The sequence below is a fragment of the Candidatus Bathyarchaeota archaeon genome, from assembly GCA_026014735.1.
Lineage (GTDB): Archaea > Thermoproteota > Bathyarchaeia > Bathyarchaeales > Bathycorpusculaceae > Bathycorpusculum.
Genome location: JAOZHT010000004.1, coordinates 319,052 through 333,032, shown reverse-complemented (window position 1 = coordinate 333,032; position 13,981 = coordinate 319,052). Strand labels below are relative to the sequence as shown.

Annotated in this window: 18 protein-coding genes; 12 read left to right on the top strand and 6 right to left on the bottom strand. The window is 50.0% G+C overall.

The window, feature by feature from the left end:
- Nucleotides 1-7: 7 nt before the first annotated feature.
- The 3 genes from NWE93_14330 to NWE93_14320 all read left to right on the top strand — a co-directional run bounded on the left by NWE93_14330 (nucleotide 8) and on the right by NWE93_14320 (nucleotide 711).
- The gene (locus tag NWE93_14330; GenBank protein MCW4001406.1) at nucleotides 8-271 is read left to right on the top strand and encodes a DUF4258 domain-containing protein; all 264 of its coding nucleotides are present in this window, start codon (nucleotides 8-10) and stop codon (nucleotides 269-271) included.
- A complete protein-coding gene (locus NWE93_14325; protein MCW4001405.1) occupies nucleotides 261-473 on the top strand; it encodes a DUF2283 domain-containing protein in 213 nt (70 codons plus the stop codon). The genes NWE93_14330 and NWE93_14325 overlap by 11 nt, the downstream gene beginning before the upstream one ends.
- Nucleotides 474-555: 82 nt before the next feature.
- Entirely contained in the window at nucleotides 556-711 is a 156-nt protein-coding gene (locus tag NWE93_14320; protein MCW4001404.1) for a ribbon-helix-helix domain-containing protein, read from the top strand.
- A gap of 4 nt (nucleotides 712-715) precedes the next feature.
- Here NWE93_14320 and NWE93_14315 read toward each other — a convergent pair whose 3' ends face one another.
- On the bottom strand, nucleotides 716-1,483 hold the full coding sequence (locus NWE93_14315; protein ID MCW4001403.1) for an orotidine 5'-phosphate decarboxylase: 768 nt from the start codon (nucleotides 1,481-1,483) through the stop codon (nucleotides 716-718).
- An 807-nt stretch (nucleotides 1,484-2,290) separates the two neighbouring features.
- On the opposite strand from NWE93_14315, the gene NWE93_14310 reads away from it, so the two are divergent.
- Nucleotides 2,291-3,256: a hypothetical protein gene (locus tag NWE93_14310; GenBank protein ID MCW4001402.1), complete on the top strand. Its 966-nt coding sequence runs from the start codon at nucleotides 2,291-2,293 to the stop codon at nucleotides 3,254-3,256.
- Nucleotides 3,257-3,484: 228 nt separating this feature from the next.
- On the opposite strand, the gene NWE93_14305 is transcribed toward NWE93_14310, so the two are convergent.
- Complete coding sequence (locus tag NWE93_14305; GenBank protein ID MCW4001401.1) at nucleotides 3,485-3,646, bottom strand: AbrB/MazE/SpoVT family DNA-binding domain-containing protein; 162 nt, start codon at nucleotides 3,644-3,646, stop codon at nucleotides 3,485-3,487.
- Between the two features lie 95 nt (nucleotides 3,647-3,741).
- Here NWE93_14305 and NWE93_14300 point away from each other — a divergent pair, with 95 nt between their 5' ends.
- Together NWE93_14300 and NWE93_14295 are read left to right on the top strand one after the other, a co-directional pair.
- Nucleotides 3,742-4,026: a hypothetical protein gene (locus tag NWE93_14300; GenBank protein MCW4001400.1), complete on the top strand. Its 285-nt coding sequence runs from the start codon at nucleotides 3,742-3,744 to the stop codon at nucleotides 4,024-4,026.
- 238 nt (nucleotides 4,027-4,264) lie between these two features.
- Nucleotides 4,265-6,181: an aconitate hydratase gene (locus NWE93_14295; GenBank protein MCW4001399.1), complete on the top strand. Its 1,917-nt coding sequence runs from the start codon at nucleotides 4,265-4,267 to the stop codon at nucleotides 6,179-6,181.
- Nucleotides 6,182-6,272: 91 nt separating this feature from the next.
- On the opposite strand, the gene NWE93_14290 is transcribed toward NWE93_14295, so the two are convergent.
- Nucleotides 6,273-6,497: a hypothetical protein gene (locus NWE93_14290; protein MCW4001398.1), complete on the bottom strand. Its 225-nt coding sequence runs from the start codon at nucleotides 6,495-6,497 to the stop codon at nucleotides 6,273-6,275.
- A gap of 145 nt (nucleotides 6,498-6,642) precedes the next feature.
- The gene (locus NWE93_14285; protein MCW4001397.1) at nucleotides 6,643-7,332 is read right to left on the bottom strand and encodes a hypothetical protein; all 690 of its coding nucleotides are present in this window, start codon (nucleotides 7,330-7,332) and stop codon (nucleotides 6,643-6,645) included.
- Between the two features lie 197 nt (nucleotides 7,333-7,529).
- Between NWE93_14285 and NWE93_14280 the strand changes: the two genes are divergently transcribed.
- The gene (locus NWE93_14280) at nucleotides 7,530-8,228 is read left to right on the top strand and encodes a TIGR00266 family protein (protein ID MCW4001396.1); all 699 of its coding nucleotides are present in this window, start codon (nucleotides 7,530-7,532) and stop codon (nucleotides 8,226-8,228) included.
- Nucleotides 8,229-8,279: 51 nt separating this feature from the next.
- Nucleotides 8,280-8,678 carry a DUF5518 domain-containing protein gene (locus NWE93_14275; GenBank protein MCW4001395.1) on the top strand — a complete coding sequence of 133 codons (399 nt, stop codon included), beginning with the start codon at nucleotides 8,280-8,282 and terminating at the stop codon, nucleotides 8,676-8,678.
- Nucleotides 8,679-8,730: 52 nt separating this feature from the next.
- Here the strand turns inward: NWE93_14275 and NWE93_14270 are convergent, their stop codons facing one another.
- The gene (locus NWE93_14270; GenBank protein ID MCW4001394.1) at nucleotides 8,731-10,275 is read right to left on the bottom strand and encodes an AMP phosphorylase; all 1,545 of its coding nucleotides are present in this window, start codon (nucleotides 10,273-10,275) and stop codon (nucleotides 8,731-8,733) included.
- 86 nt (nucleotides 10,276-10,361) lie between these two features.
- On the opposite strand from NWE93_14270, the gene rbcL reads away from it, so the two are divergent.
- From rbcL to NWE93_14250, 4 genes are all read left to right on the top strand, one after another.
- Nucleotides 10,362-11,585, top strand: a complete 1,224-nt coding sequence (rbcL, locus tag NWE93_14265; protein ID MCW4001393.1) for a type III ribulose-bisphosphate carboxylase — start codon at nucleotides 10,362-10,364, stop codon at nucleotides 11,583-11,585.
- A 344-nt stretch (nucleotides 11,586-11,929) separates the two neighbouring features.
- On the top strand, nucleotides 11,930-12,733 hold the full coding sequence (locus NWE93_14260) for a hypothetical protein (protein ID MCW4001392.1): 804 nt from the start codon (nucleotides 11,930-11,932) through the stop codon (nucleotides 12,731-12,733).
- A gap of 76 nt (nucleotides 12,734-12,809) precedes the next feature.
- The gene (locus NWE93_14255; protein ID MCW4001391.1) at nucleotides 12,810-13,094 is read left to right on the top strand and encodes a glutaredoxin family protein; all 285 of its coding nucleotides are present in this window, start codon (nucleotides 12,810-12,812) and stop codon (nucleotides 13,092-13,094) included.
- Nucleotides 13,091-13,636 (top strand): ferredoxin:glutaredoxin reductase, encoded by a 546-nt coding sequence (locus tag NWE93_14250; GenBank protein ID MCW4001390.1) that lies wholly within the window; start codon nucleotides 13,091-13,093, stop codon nucleotides 13,634-13,636. Before NWE93_14255 ends, NWE93_14250 begins: the two co-directional genes overlap by 4 nt.
- On the opposite strand, the gene NWE93_14245 is transcribed toward NWE93_14250, so the two are convergent.
- Nucleotides 13,626-13,787, bottom strand: coding sequence for a hypothetical protein (locus tag NWE93_14245; protein ID MCW4001389.1), 162 nt, complete (start codon nucleotides 13,785-13,787; stop codon nucleotides 13,626-13,628). The two genes, NWE93_14250 and NWE93_14245, sit on opposite strands and share 11 nt — an antisense overlap.
- Nucleotides 13,788-13,981 lie beyond the last annotated feature (194 nt).

Genomic DNA, 13,981 nt, shown 5'->3' with positions numbered 1-13,981 from the left:
CTTCAACTTGAGTGATGCGTCAAAAATTCAATTTACTAAACATGCCCTTGATAAATTCAAGCTACTGCAAAGCTACGGCTTTGAAATAAGTAAAGAGCAAATAATTGACACTATATCAAACCCTGAACGGGTAGATGCTATAGAAGGACAATTTTTAGCAACGAAAAAAATAAGCCCCAGACATGCGGTTAGAGTGGTCTATGAACTCAGAAAAGGCTTTTTAGTCGTTATAACCTTTTATCCAGTGAGGCGTGAGCGTTATGACTTATAAAATAAAGTATGAGCAGGACGCAGATGTTCTTACGATTGTGCTTAAAGGTAAGGGTAAACTGTCTCACGCCAAAGAAATGGGAGATTTCATCGTTCATGTCGACCAGAATGATGAGCCGCTGTTCCTGGAGATCCTCAAAGCCAGCAAAATCGTGCCGTTGATGGTTGAGGGGCTAGCGAAGAAAGAAATCATTGTTGGGTAGCTGACCGGTTTCTGCTGGGGCTAACTCTTATATTTGCCACATAACATATGGCTAACATAGTTTCAGGGAGAGATATACAAAAATGAAGTTAGTAACCGTTTTGTTGCCAGAAGCCTACCTAGAAGGCCTCGACGAACTCGTCCGAGCCAACATGTACCCCAGCCGAAGCAGCGTCATCCGCTCCGCGGTCCGCGACCTGCTCAAAAAGGAACTCTGGGAAAACAAACGCGGCAGATAACCGCTTACAAACCCTTAATAGCGCATAGAATCCGCTGAGCAGCCTCCGCTGGGTCAGAAGCCATCATGATTTCTCTGCCGACTATAAGGTAGCTGGCGCCTGCCCTCATCGCCGAAGCCGCTGCTCCTCCCTGTGCCCCTACGCCCGGGGAGTAAACCGCCACTTTATCGCCCAAAATAGCCTTAACCTCAGCGATTTTTTCCGGAACCGTTGCACCCACAACCACGCCGTCTGCACCCCACTGAAGCGCCTTCTTAGCAAACGAGATGTACTGCGGCGTCTGCAAGCCAGTGTAGGGATCCACTATGGTTTGACCGTAACCCTCCACCGCGCCCTTATGGCTCATGTAAGTCAGCAATATCACGCCGCGGTTCAGCCGCTTGGAGACATCAAAAAGCGGCTTTAACCCCTCCTCCCAGCCTACAAACGGATTCGCGATGATGGCATCAAACCCCGCGGCAAAATAGTATTCCGCAATGGTTTGGTTAGTGGCGCCTATGTCGTTTACCTTAGCATCCATAATCGCCAGCATCCCCGCGCCCCGAATCTGCTCCACCAAAAATTGCACGCCATCAAAGGTGCCCAGCGGCAAGGTGAGGTGATGATTGATTTTGACGGCGGCGATGTAGGGATGGACGGCTTGGAGGATTTTTTGGGCTTTGATGAGGATGTTGTTTCGGTTCTCGGTGGCTTGGAAGGGGAAATCCAATGCTAAGATTAGGGGGCTGTTTTTGCTTTTGGCGGCTTCCTGCATTTTACCCTTAAACGACATGGTGTTCCTCTGTCATTGATATGGCGGCTTACCTATTTCATTTTTTTGTTTTTAGTGCTTTTTGTTCTTTGTGTGGGTGTGGCGGTTTATGGGGTGCCACAAGTCTGCTTGAGGACCAGATTGCTTTTGGCGTTTTGTTTTCTTTGTCTATTTGGGTGTGGGATATTGGTTTTTCTCCACACATCCTGCATGGCTCCATGTTGAAACCGCTGTGGTGTGGATGTGGAAGCAATGCGCAGTCTTCTTATGAATTCACAAGAACGGCACCTTAGCAGTGAACAGCGCATACAAGTCGGGCACTATCATAGCCCATACAATCAGGCAACCGCCCAACGGCCCCAAGTCAAGCCGCCCTATAAGCGATTTTGCGCTTCAAAAAACACAAGAGAAAAATCACGCCTCACCCAATTCCCATTAGACTTATGGTAGTTCGGAGCTAAAAACCCTTATAGCCAATCGCTATGAGTATGAGGCGATTTTGGAGACTTTAAACTGTTCCGTAAAAAGATAACGCCGCCCTGTAGTTATCTAACCACTTTTAATTAAGCAAATGTTAAATTTCAAAAAAAGCTATTGTCATGCTATGGTTACCCAAATTTACGTGTTAGCCATTGATGGAGTACGCCATCGTTTCATACATAACCCGACAAATGTGCTTAATCGAATTATCGAGTTTTGTAGAAACAAAGAAGGTTATGAAGTAGTCCATATCCAATCAATGGACGAACTTGATCAGCTTGTACGAACACATCCAGAAAAGGTAGTATTGGTAAACGGACATGGAGAAACTATTCCTATGCCAGAGTCATGGGAAACTATCATGATTATTTGGGTCAAATTGCACGTAATATTTCTGTCTATGGCTGGATTGTAGTTTCAATATGTGGGATGCCGTTTTGGTGCTACTCCTCAGGGGAGAATGAAACAGACATTGGATGGACTGGATTAAATTTGCTTTTAGAGAGCACAGGAATAAAAGCAAACGAAACTATGGGAATCAGTTGGTGCAACTTAACCCCTTTTGGTACTAAGCTATCTCGAAAGTATGGCGCGCCGTTAACCGACCTCATCTTTTGTACGCGCATACTATATTTTACAAATTTATCGTTAATCAATAAGTCGCTATACAGAAGAGGGGAATTTTCAGGCGTATCTTCTCTGGTTATTGGTAAAGGTTACCTTGTCCACAATGCGGTTCTTCCTATATACGTTACTCCACAGACTACTGAGATATCTCACACTACTGACGAATTTGTAACTTCACTTTCTATAATATTAACAATCGGCGTGATAGAGAGCGCAGTTAGTGCTGAGGAAATATTTGAAGGTTCAAAAAATGATGAGAATCTTCTGAGAAAAAATGTAATCATCCCCTTACTTCGGTTGAAGGGGTTCAAGAATGTTTCTGATATCCATGGTTCGGATGAACATGGCAGAGATGTTGTGTGCTTTTTGAATGATCGATTTGGCGTTGGAATTAATTTTGCATTTCAAATAAAGGCTAGAGAAATTCACGGCAATGCAACTCGTTCAGAAGGAACTCGTATAACGCCCATATTAAACCAAATACAAGAAGCCTTTACTACACCATTTAATGACCCACTGACAAACGAATCCAAGTGTGTGCATGTACTGTATGTCGTGACGTCAAAAGGCATAAGCCCTCAAGCAAAAACAACAATCATCACTGGAACATACGCAAATAGGCGATATATTCACTTTATCGATGGCGGTAAATTAAAAGAAGAATGGATTAAAAAATATGATTTTTGACTTAATCCCCTTATTGTTTTTTACAGTTTGATGCTACGATCCCGCTTACCTGCTCGGTGAATCGAGCCAGATAAAAAGCTCACATATAGACCCAGCAATTACTGATTTTAGGGTTAATTATGATGGAAACAGAGAAGTCTATTAGATCACTAAGCCCAGTAGGCGGGTTACGTCCAATACGCCAACCCCCCTAAAAGTCAACTCTTATGCCTGATACGTAATATTTGTCTAAGGTGCATTTTTTTTCTCTAAAAATACGTGGTTATCGTCTGCCCATATCTGCACTATATCGCCTTTTTTTAGCTCTAAATGTGCGGCTACTTCTTTTGGGATTGTTATTCTGAGGGAATTTCCCACTTGCATTACGCTTACTTCTAGCTTGATTGGCATTTCCATAACCTATTTTATTGAGTACTTTAAAGATACTTTTATAAGAATCGCGTCCTTATTGAGTACTGTGAGAGTACTTAAATTAGGTGAAAAAAATGGGTGAAAGTATAGCTGACTCCGAAGTGCTCCTAAACCGTTGTGAACTCGATATGCTGTTGCAGAAGGCACGGTTGGAAGGTGCCATAGGCTACATAACTTATCTTTGTCAGGCGTTGGATGAAAAGAAAATCACAACTTTAAACGAAATAGACCACACAATTAGAGGGGACTGGGGCAGTGCATGCAGTGCCGTAGGGCTGTTGATGATGGAGACTTTGCGGTTTGACGGCTTTGCTAACGGTTTTATGGCTAACATTAAACCACAAAATACAGAAACATGAATAGGAAATGGGGTTTACTGCAATAGGGTTTGTAGTAGTCTAATTGCTGCCCAAGCTGCCAGTGCGCTGTGTCGGTTCAACAGTTAACGCTAACGTTGGAGTCACCTTTGAATTCTTGCTCATAACGAGAAATTCAGTAAAACCTTGAATTTCCTAAGATAACCTTAATTTCTCTCGCAAAATGCATAATAACACTAAGTATACGCTTCATTAAACTGAACAGCTGTAGGGATAAACGATGCTGAAAACGTTAGCTCAAAAAATCATAGCAGAACACCTAGTTGAGGGTGAAATGGTTGCCGGCGAAGAAATCGCGCTTAAAATCGATCACACCTTAACCCAGGACAGCACAGGCACCATGGCGTACCTTGAATTCGAATCCATGGGTGTGGCTAAAGTTAAAACCGAGCTTAGCGTCAGCTTCGTCGACCACAACATGCTTCAAAACGACTTCCGCAACGCCGACGACCACCGCTACCTCCAAGGCGTCGCCGCCAAATACGGCATCCTCTTTAGTCGCCCCGGCAACGGCATCTGCCACCAACTCTACCTTGAACGCTTCGCACGCCCCGGCAGAACCCTGCTTGGAAGCGACAGCCACACCCCAACGGCTGGAGGCATGGGCATGATAGCCATCGGCGCAGGCGGCTTAGATGTCGCGGCAGCTATGGCAGGTGAACCCTTCTACCTTGAAATGCCCCGAATTGTCGGCATCAAACTCACGGGTAAACTGGCGCCGTTTGTCTCCGCCAAAGACGTTGTCCTCGAAGTGATAAAACGTTTAACCGTCAAGGGCGGCGTCAACAAAATCCTCGAATACTACGGGCCAGGCGTCGAAACGCTGAGTGTGCCTGAACGGGGAACCATAACCAACATGGGCACCGAAACAGGCGCCACCACCTCTATTTTCCCCTCCGACCAGACTACACGCGCGTTTCTGGAGGCGCAGGGACGCTTGGTACAGTGGGTTGAACTGGCAACAGACGAGGACGCCGTGTACGATGAAACATTTGAAATCGACCTCTCAAAGGTGGAGCCGCTTATAGCGTTGCCCCACAGCCCCGACAACGTCAAAACCGTCTCGGAACTCGAAGGCACCCCCGTCGATCAGGTCTGCATCGGCAGCTGCACCAACAGCTCGCTACGTGACCTCAAAATCGTTTCTGCACTGCTCAAGGGCAAAACCGTCTCCGAGAACACCAGCCTCACCGTTTCGGCAGGGTCCCGTCAGGTCATGGTGAATCTGGCCTCTTCAGGCGAGCTTGAATCCATCATCCAGTCCGGCGCGCGGATTCTGGAAAACGGCTGCGGCCCCTGCATCGGCATCGGGCAGGCTCCCACCTCCGGCGGCGTGTCGCTTCGCACCTTTAACCGCAACTTTAAGGGACGCAGCGGAACCCAGGATGCAAAGGTTTACCTTGTCAGCCCCGAAACCGCCGTTGCAGCAGCGTTAACGGGCAAAATCACTGATCCCCGCAAACTCGGCGGCTTCCCAGAAATCCAGATGCCCAGCCGTTTCTTGATCAGCGACTCCATGTTTATTCAGCCTAGCCAATGCGTGGGCTCCGCGGTGATTATGGGCCCCAACATTCGGCCTCTGCCGTCTTTTCCGCCCTTGCCTGCAAAGCTCAGCGGCGAAGTGCTCCTGAAAACCGGCGATAACATCTCAACCGACGACATCCTGCCAGGGGGCTCCGAGATCATGTCGCTACGCAGCAACATACCCCAAATCAGCACCTACACCTTCTGCTATGTCGACAAGACCTTTGCGGGCCGCGCCAAGGAGAAGGATGGAGGATTCATTGTGGGCGGCGAAAACTATGGGCAGGGCAGCAGCCGCGAACATGCAGCGTTGGCGCCTAAGTACCTGGGGATAAAAGCTATCCTTGCCAAGTCCTTTGCGCGTATTCACATGGCTAATCTGGTGAACTTCGGCATCTTGCCCTTGACCTTCGCGGATAAAAAAGACTACGATACACTGGATTTAGGTGATGTGTTGGAGCTGGAGGTTGACGGCTTAAAAGAGCATTTAACGGTGTTGAACAGGACCAAGGGCACCAAGATAGCGGTGACTCTGAGCCTTAGCGGTTTGGAACGCGAGATGGTTTTGGCAGGCGGCAAATTAGCGGCGATTAAAGCTAAAAACAAAAAATGAGGAAAAAGGGGCGCCTTGGTTCCGATTTTTCCAGGCTTAAAGTTTCAACTAGCAAGTGGTTAATTGCGCACTGCTTAGCCTACGCAGGGTTTTAGGTGACGGCTTCTTTTGCCATGACAACATCTAAAACGATTGCGCCGTTGATGGTTGCTTTCATGACTCCTGTGTCAAGTGTCAGCTGCTCGAAACTGAGTTTAAGGTCGGATTGTTTGCCTGCGAGCTTGTCAAGGACCGCGATGATTGTGTCGCCCATGGTTTGGGCGGTTTTCTGCATAGAGTCAGAGGCTTTGCTGATGGTTTCATCTTTATTTACCATAAAAACACCACTAGTACTCAAGGATTAGACGCTATAAATACCTTGTCTGACCCAAAAAAGCAAAAATGAATTCTGATGAGCCAAAAATATTCATTATAGTTAAGAAAAATCAGTGTTTATTTTGCTACCGGGGGGTAGCGGGCTTTTAAAACGCCCAGGCGGTTGTGTTGGTCAACGTGTAGAGTATGACTAAGCGGTACTGGGGATTGTTGTATTCCTGCCAGTTCTGCATGGTAACCATCATGCCAGTTTCCTGGTCAAAGTTCACGCCCACATAATCATATCGGTAGGTGCTCTGTGTTTCGTCAGTCATATCGCTGAATTCGCCTTCGACATAGAAATAGTTCTTTTGCCTTGTGCCGCTTGAATAAGTTGATGTGTCAGTTGCGTTCACTGTTTTGCCATCAAAACCTTGTGGTCTTAGCAAATCGCCTACGGCTAAATTCGAGGGGTAGACTGCCCAGTAACCATACTCGTTGGATTTCTCTCCACTTGCCACGTTTATCTCTTGGTTATCGTTGACTACGGTTCCGTTCTTGAACTTCCACTCTGTCGCTAGCCCGACGGTGTTGTTTTTGACGGATGTCACGGTGACTCTGAAGTACTCTGTGTTATTGTAGCGTGCAAAGTCTGTATCGGGGTTTGTTACGTTGACGCCTAAAACGGAGATGCCTTGGATGTGATAGGTGAAGGTGTCTCCGGCTTTGACGCCGACTTTTATGGGCTTTGGAAGGGTTGCGAAGTAAACTGCTGCGGCGGAAGCTGCAACGAGGATAACTATGAGTGCAATTGCCAGGTAGAGTTTTTTGTGGCTGGGCTTCTTGTTGTAGGTCATAGCTTAATGATGGAAGTCTTCAACTATTTAGTTGTTTTCCCAAAAGACCCGCCTAACCAAATCCTGCGCCGCAACCAATATCCGGGAAAATCGACGCCGCCTGAAACCAGAAAAGTGCTAGTACCCTCATGAAAGATGATCCTGCCGCGTTAACCATAAATCGTCAATTCCCATTACCGTCTTAGAGGTTGATAGAATTGAGGTTCGAAATCAAATACAAGCCCTCTTACGCTATGCTCGTGGCAAGCTTAGAGCAGGGCGAAGCCATCACCGCCGAATCCGGCGCATTAACCTACATGACCCCCAACATAGAAGTACATACCCGCAAACGCGAAAAAAGCATCTGGGGCAGCCTAGGACTCAGCCTCATCGGAGGCCAATCCTTCTGGGTTAACGACTTCACCGCACAGAACGGTTCCGGCGAAGCTGCCTTCGTGGCGGCGCCAGTCGGCGACATCAAGCAACTCGACGTTGCCCCCGGCAGCGGCTACGTCATCCAGAAATCCGCCTACATCGCCTCCACCTCAGGCATCGATCTTGACGTGAAATGGGAAGGCTTCACTAAGGGGCTTTTCGGTCAAGGCTTATTCATGATTAAAGCCACAGGCAGCGGACAAATGTTCATCAACACTTTTGGCGCCATCGACACTCACATGCTATCAGCCGGGCAAACCCTCATCGTAGATAACTTTCACCTCGTCGGTTTTAGCGAAACCTGCAGCTACAAGGTCACGCGGCTAGGCGGCCTCAAAGAAACCCTGCTAAGCGGCGAAGGCCTAGTTACCCAAATAACGGGGCCCGGTGAAGTGCATATCCAAACCAAGAACCTGCAGGAATTCACGGAGTGGCTCTGGACGCTTTTAGCCCCCAAAGTTCGAAGCGAGAGGGCGCGTTGAGTAACAAGCTTTTTATCTTCTTTTTTTCTTAAGCCAACATAAGTGAACCTTATGGCTGGTATTGGGCTTGGCGCATTGGTTGGTTTTCTGTTAACCGTGGTTCTGGGCATCATCTACCCGGGGCTGGGTTATCTCTTCGGCGCTCTTCTCGGCGGCCTAGTTGCCGGACTCATAGCCCGGGGAGCCATGGGTGGGTCCATCTCGGGGTTTATCTCCGGGGTCTTTAGCGCTATTGTCATGACAATTCTTACTTTCTTCGGCTTTGTCTTAGAGGGCGGTGCCCAATACGGAATCCTCGGCGCCATACTGGGCGGCATCGCGGGCTTGGCATTAAGTGTCTTAGCCGGAATCGTTGCCATAGTCCTCGCGGTCATCGGAGGCTTCATAGGCGGCTTAGTGAATCAGCAAACATGGCAGCCTACTCCCAATTACAGGCGAAATGTCGTCTAGTTTTTTCATCGCTGTAGCCGACGCAGACTCATATTGCCGCTGCTAACTGGTTTTATCTGTCAAGCATGAAGGCTTTCTCATGCGTGGTTTTCTCTGGAACGGTGTCTAAAACCATCTTTTCTTCAGGTTTCTTAGAGAGCACAATTGGACTGAGATTGTTGGCGAGTTCCAGCGCAGCCGACAGCTTGCTTTCACGTTCAGCATAAACCTCAAGCAACACGCCCTCTTTCCGCACTGTCTCGCCGAGTTTAGCATGCAGCATAACACCGGCGCCCTTCTCTTTGGGGGCACCTGCCATGCGGGCGATGCGCACGATGTCGTCGGTGCTTAGCCACAGCACTTTGCCTGCTTGCTGCGAATGCACAGCGGCCTTGTAGGGTCCAACCGGCAAATCCTCAGGTTTCACCGCTGAGTTGCCGCCCTGCGCCCCGATGATTTCACGTAGCTTACAGAGGGCTTTACCTGAATCCACCATGTCCTCGGCCATCACCCGCGGATTCTCAACGCCCACCATGTCAAAGAGCATACTGGCAAGGCTCACAGCTTTCTCACGCAGGTCCGGTGGGCCCTGCCCCATAAGTGTCCAAAGCGCCTCTCGCGCCTCCAAGGCGGGTCCGATTCCGCAGCCCAGCGGCTGATCACCAAACGTGAGGGCACATTGGATGTTTAAGCCCAGCCGTTTGCCCAGATCCACGAAGTCCGCGGCTAAGCTGTAGGCTTCCTGTCGCGTCTTGATTTTGGCGCCCATACCCGTGGGGATGTCGACGGCGACGTGGGTGGCGCCTATGGCTTTCTTTTTACTTAGAATCGATGGCAGAAGCATCGGGTCTATGCCCAGGGGATATTCAACTTGGATGAAGAGGTCATCTGCCGGCGCCAGCTCCAACGAGCCGCCCCAGACAAGGCAGCCCCCGGTTTTCTTGACGACTGCTTTGATTTCCTCGGTTGCCAATGTAACCGGGCAGAGGGTTTCCACGCGGTCTGCGGTTCCCGCGGGCGAGGTGATAGCGCGGCTACTGGTTTTGGGGATGGTGAAGCCTGCCGCCGCCACGATGGGCACCACGAGCATACTGGTTTTGTCGCCTGGGATGCCGCCTACGCTATGCTTATCAAGGATGGGTCCACGTCCAAAATCCAGCGTTCTTCCCGTCATAATCATCGCCCTGGACAGCGCCTCAGTTTCGGCGGTGCTTAAGCCATGAATGCTGAGTGCTGTGAGGAAAGCGGCGATTTCCACTTGGCTTAGATGCCGCTCCACAACGTCTTTGACGATGGCGACTATGTCTTTTTCTCGGAGACGCTCGCCATGGAGCTTAGCGCGGATGTTAAAGAGCGATTCCGGCAACGAGGCAAGCTGCACATCCACTACATCATCGTCTTTGACGCCTAGCGCGCCCTCGGCTTCCTCAAAGAAGCCTATGCGGTCGTTGGGGAAATGCTCGGCGATGTTGGATAGGGCAATCATTTCTCTGCCCTCGACGCTGATTTTTATTCTGTCCGAGCTATGCACGCCCAGCTGGCTGGCTGTTTGCTGACTAAGAACGGCTATACGGTTGCCGCCTGTGGTGATGTTTAAGAGTTCAACGATAAGCTGCATCTATAACCCCGATTACTACTTAGGGCTTGAAATAGTTAAAGATTTTAAGGAAACCCACCCCATGTTAAGTTGGAGAGTAACCTTCTTTGAAGTATCTTGACTTTGTCGATTTAACCTACAAACCCCAACCATCCGATTTAATCTGCACCTTCACCGTGGAGCCCGAGGGCATCAGTCTGCAGGAGGCGGCAGGCGGCGTTGCGGCGGAAAGCAGCGTGGGCACATGGACCGAGCTCACCACCGAGAAACCCTACGTTAAAGCGCTGGCAGCCCACGTATTCAGCATCGAAGGCAACGTCATCAAAATCGCCTATCCCATCGGGCTCTTCGAAACATCCAACATGCCAAACATCCTTAGCAGCGTCGCAGGCAACGTGTTTGGGCTTAAAGCGCTCCGGAACCTGCGGCTCCTCGACATCGAGTTCCCCCAGATGCTTCTAGACAGCTTTAAGGGCCCCCGCTATGGCATCGGCGGCATCCGGGAACTCCTCAAAGTGCCCAAGCGCCCCCTCGTCGGCACCATCATCAAGCCTAAACTCGGCTTAAAAACAGCTGACCACGCCCAAGTCGCCTACAACGCATGGCTGGGCGGCTGCGACGTAGTTAAAGACGACGAGAACCTCAGCAGCCAAAAATTCAACCCCTTCCCCGAGCGGCTAGTACAGACCCTGGAGGCACGCGACAAAGCCCAATCCGAAACTGGCGAACGCAAAGTCTACATGATTAACATAACCGCCGACAATGAGTTGATGATTAAGCGGGCGCAGATGGTGCAGGATCAGGGCGGCGAATACGTCATGGTGGATATCTTAACCTGCGGCTGGGCGGCGCTTCAGAGCCTGCGCGACCAAAACTTCAAACTGGTTCTCCATGCCCACCGGGCTGGACACGCGGCATTCACCAAAAACCCCCTGCATGGCATCTCCATGAAACCCATCGCGGCGGTGGCACGCATCATCGGCGTTGACCAGCTTCACGTGGGCACTGTTGTGGGTAAGATGTCGGAGACCCAGCAGGAAGTGCTTGAGAACATCGATGCCTGCAAGACCGAAATTGGCGGTCTTAAAGCGGTGTTGCCGGTGGCGTCAGGTGGCTTGCATCCGAGGCTTGTGCCTGCGCTGCTGGATACGTTTGGCTGCGATGTGGTTTTGCAGGCCGGCGGCGGCATCCATGGTCACCCCGGGGGCACTGTGTCAGGCGCGAAGGCGATGCGGCAAGCAGTGGATGCGGTGCTGGAGGGCAAAACCCTTGAGCAGTATGGGGAAAGCCACAGGGAACTTGCGTTGGCGCTGCAGCAGTGGACCGCCTAAAGCGGCCCTAACCGGCATCGGGTTTTCCCTCTTCTCTTTTATTTTATCTTCATGCAGCCCCTCGTTGCTGCGACAGCCAGAGCTGACTTCGGCTTTATATAGAGGGGGAGAGAGGCTGGTGAAGCAGCAGTGTCTTTGGCTATGTTGCTATAAATAGAGGGGGGATAGATGTGGCAGAGCGCACGATTGAACCTGTGCTTTGCAACTGCTTCAGCTGTAACAGGAGCTGAGGACGGTGAATACAACTGCGATTGTAATGAACCGAATTCTGCTCTTTAACTCAGTTTTTCCCCAAAGTCAAAATTAGCGGTAAAGTTTTAACTTGGAATTACTCAAAAGTAATTATGCATGCTAGCAGGCTCGCAGCTTTCGTTTTCTTTTTGCTGTTTGCAGCCTCAGCTCTTACGGTGCCCTCAGCTACCTATGGCTTAACAACCCCGATTCCTCCCCCTGACTTCACCATCAAGGTTGTCAGCATCGCATACAACGTCACTTCAATCAACGGCACCGCAGCCAACGGAACCGCCACAGTGACAGATTACGATAGGGCTGAACTAGAAATCACCTTTAGCAGCGCAGTCGCCACCGAATACATCAACAGCGGGTACACCCTCCTCTATGACATCCGCTACAAAGACCACTCTAAACCCGAAATGCTCACCGGATGGCACACCATCTTTGACAATGACGATTACCCCGAGCAGAGTGGAGGCAGAACAACCACCGCTCACTGCTCAATACTCTATCCCTCCAGTATGCCTAACCTGGATTTCCAAGCGCGAACAATAACAGCTCACCTCGTTACACGCTGGCACTTTGAAAGAGTAGATAACAAGTGGGTTCGAGTCAGCCAAGAAGTCTTGGAGGCAGCAGGTTCAAGCGAGTGGAGTAGCAGCCAAATGCTAACCGGATTAGGCGGATACGCGCCAGTGACGCCTTCGCCCCCATCGAGCGCCAATCAGCCGACCCCAACGGCTTCACCTTCGCCTTCACCTACCGCTTCTCCGACGCCCACAGGCATTGTTGGTGCAATCATGCCCACGTGGATACAGCTTTTGGTTATGGCTCTGCTGGGCGCCATAGGCAGCATAATCGTTGTTCGAGGAGTCTTCGTCTGGTGGAGAGGCAAGCCGGAAACTGCAGGTTAACCCAGCAGCCCATTTAGCGTCGCATCTAAACAGTTATATGCCCCCGAAATCAACTTTCTAGACGGTGAATTTTTCGATGCAGTATTCTAAAGTGTCCGGTAAGAGAAACGACCACAAAGTTGTCATATACGCATTAAGCACATGTGTCTGGTGCAAACTAACCAAGCAGTATCTCAGCGAAAACAGCGTCGCCTACGATTTCGTTGACGTTGACCTGCTGGATGCAGCCGACAAAAACTCTGTGCATGAGATTATCCAAAGCAAAGGCGGATCTCTAAGTTACCCCACAACCATCATCGATGACAAAACCGTAATCACAGGATTCCGTAAGGACCAAATAAAAGAGGCACTGGGCTTTTGAACAATGTCCCCATCGAGCAGGTCCGCCGCCGAGCCGAAGCCGACGCAAAAACCTACGGGTACTACCTGACCCCGCAGCCTGAACTTCTGCAGATGTTCCTTGAAGGCCTAAAAACAAACGAGGAACGCTACGGCTACCCCAGCTGCCCCTGCCGCTTAGCAACCGGCAACCTGGAAATCGACCGCGACATCATCTGCCCCTGCGATTACCGCGACCCAGACGTTGCCCAATATGGCGCCTGCTACTGTCGCCTCTACGTTAACAAAGCAGTGTATGAAAGCCAAAACCTCCCCGAAGTCCCCGAGCGACGCCCCCTCGAAAAGCAGAAACGCGCATACGGCACCCCAAAGCAGCCATCACAGCAGCCAATGGAAGAGGAAAAACCCAAACAGCCGCCCCAAGCCCCAAAAAAGAAACTGTGGTACTGTCGACAATGCGGCTACGTGGTGTTCCGCGAAGACCCTCCCTACGTCTGCCCCATATGCAAGGCTAAACGGGAAATGTTCGCGGAAATCGACGCGGAAGTCAAGTTTAACGGCTAGGCTGCCGCTGAATTTGGATTTCGATTTTCTGCCAATCCTCAGCGATGCCATGCAGCGAGGTCACAGCTCCAGTTATGCTGCCGCCCAATATTTTTTCGACGAAATCGTTGATGGGGATGTCTTTTCCGTCTACTTTGAGTTTTACGCTCATGCTATTTTTCCCTCAGAGGCTTATAGGGGCGGGGCAGAAAAGCTTTGTCTCCGCAGCCAAGCAAACCCTGTTGAGGTTTTTGGGCAAAGGACAATACTCTTCTCCTCTGCTTTTCGCTTTCAATCCCAGAGGAGCCTTGTTTACGGTAAAGGTAAATAAACATGTCAACCTAACAGTAAACAAGCCTGTTTGGT

Coding starts and splice junctions, on each gene's coding strand:
- NWE93_14285 (MCW4001397.1), bottom strand. CDS start 7,332: ATGACCTACAACAAGAAGCCCAGCCACAAAAAACTCTACCTGGCAATT.
- NWE93_14310 (MCW4001402.1), top strand. CDS start 2,291: ATGGGAAACTATCATGATTATTTGGGTCAAATTGCACGTAATATTTCT.
- NWE93_14320 (MCW4001404.1), top strand. CDS start 556: ATGAAGTTAGTAACCGTTTTGTTGCCAGAAGCCTACCTAGAAGGCCTC.
- NWE93_14295 (MCW4001399.1), top strand. CDS start 4,265: ATGCTGAAAACGTTAGCTCAAAAAATCATAGCAGAACACCTAGTTGAG.
- NWE93_14290 (MCW4001398.1), bottom strand. CDS start 6,497: ATGGTAAATAAAGATGAAACCATCAGCAAAGCCTCTGACTCTATGCAG.
- NWE93_14255 (MCW4001391.1), top strand. CDS start 12,810: ATGCAGTATTCTAAAGTGTCCGGTAAGAGAAACGACCACAAAGTTGTC.
- NWE93_14325 (MCW4001405.1), top strand. CDS start 261: ATGACTTATAAAATAAAGTATGAGCAGGACGCAGATGTTCTTACGATT.
- NWE93_14245 (MCW4001389.1), bottom strand. CDS start 13,787: ATGAGCGTAAAACTCAAAGTAGACGGAAAAGACATCCCCATCAACGAT.
- NWE93_14300 (MCW4001400.1), top strand. CDS start 3,742: ATGGGTGAAAGTATAGCTGACTCCGAAGTGCTCCTAAACCGTTGTGAA.
- NWE93_14270 (MCW4001394.1), bottom strand. CDS start 10,275: ATGCAGCTTATCGTTGAACTCTTAAACATCACCACAGGCGGCAACCGT.
- NWE93_14275 (MCW4001395.1), top strand. CDS start 8,280: ATGGCTGGTATTGGGCTTGGCGCATTGGTTGGTTTTCTGTTAACCGTG.
- NWE93_14260 (MCW4001392.1), top strand. CDS start 11,930: ATGCATGCTAGCAGGCTCGCAGCTTTCGTTTTCTTTTTGCTGTTTGCA.
- NWE93_14315 (MCW4001403.1), bottom strand. CDS start 1,483: ATGTCGTTTAAGGGTAAAATGCAGGAAGCCGCCAAAAGCAAAAACAGC.
- NWE93_14305 (MCW4001401.1), bottom strand. CDS start 3,646: ATGCCAATCAAGCTAGAAGTAAGCGTAATGCAAGTGGGAAATTCCCTC.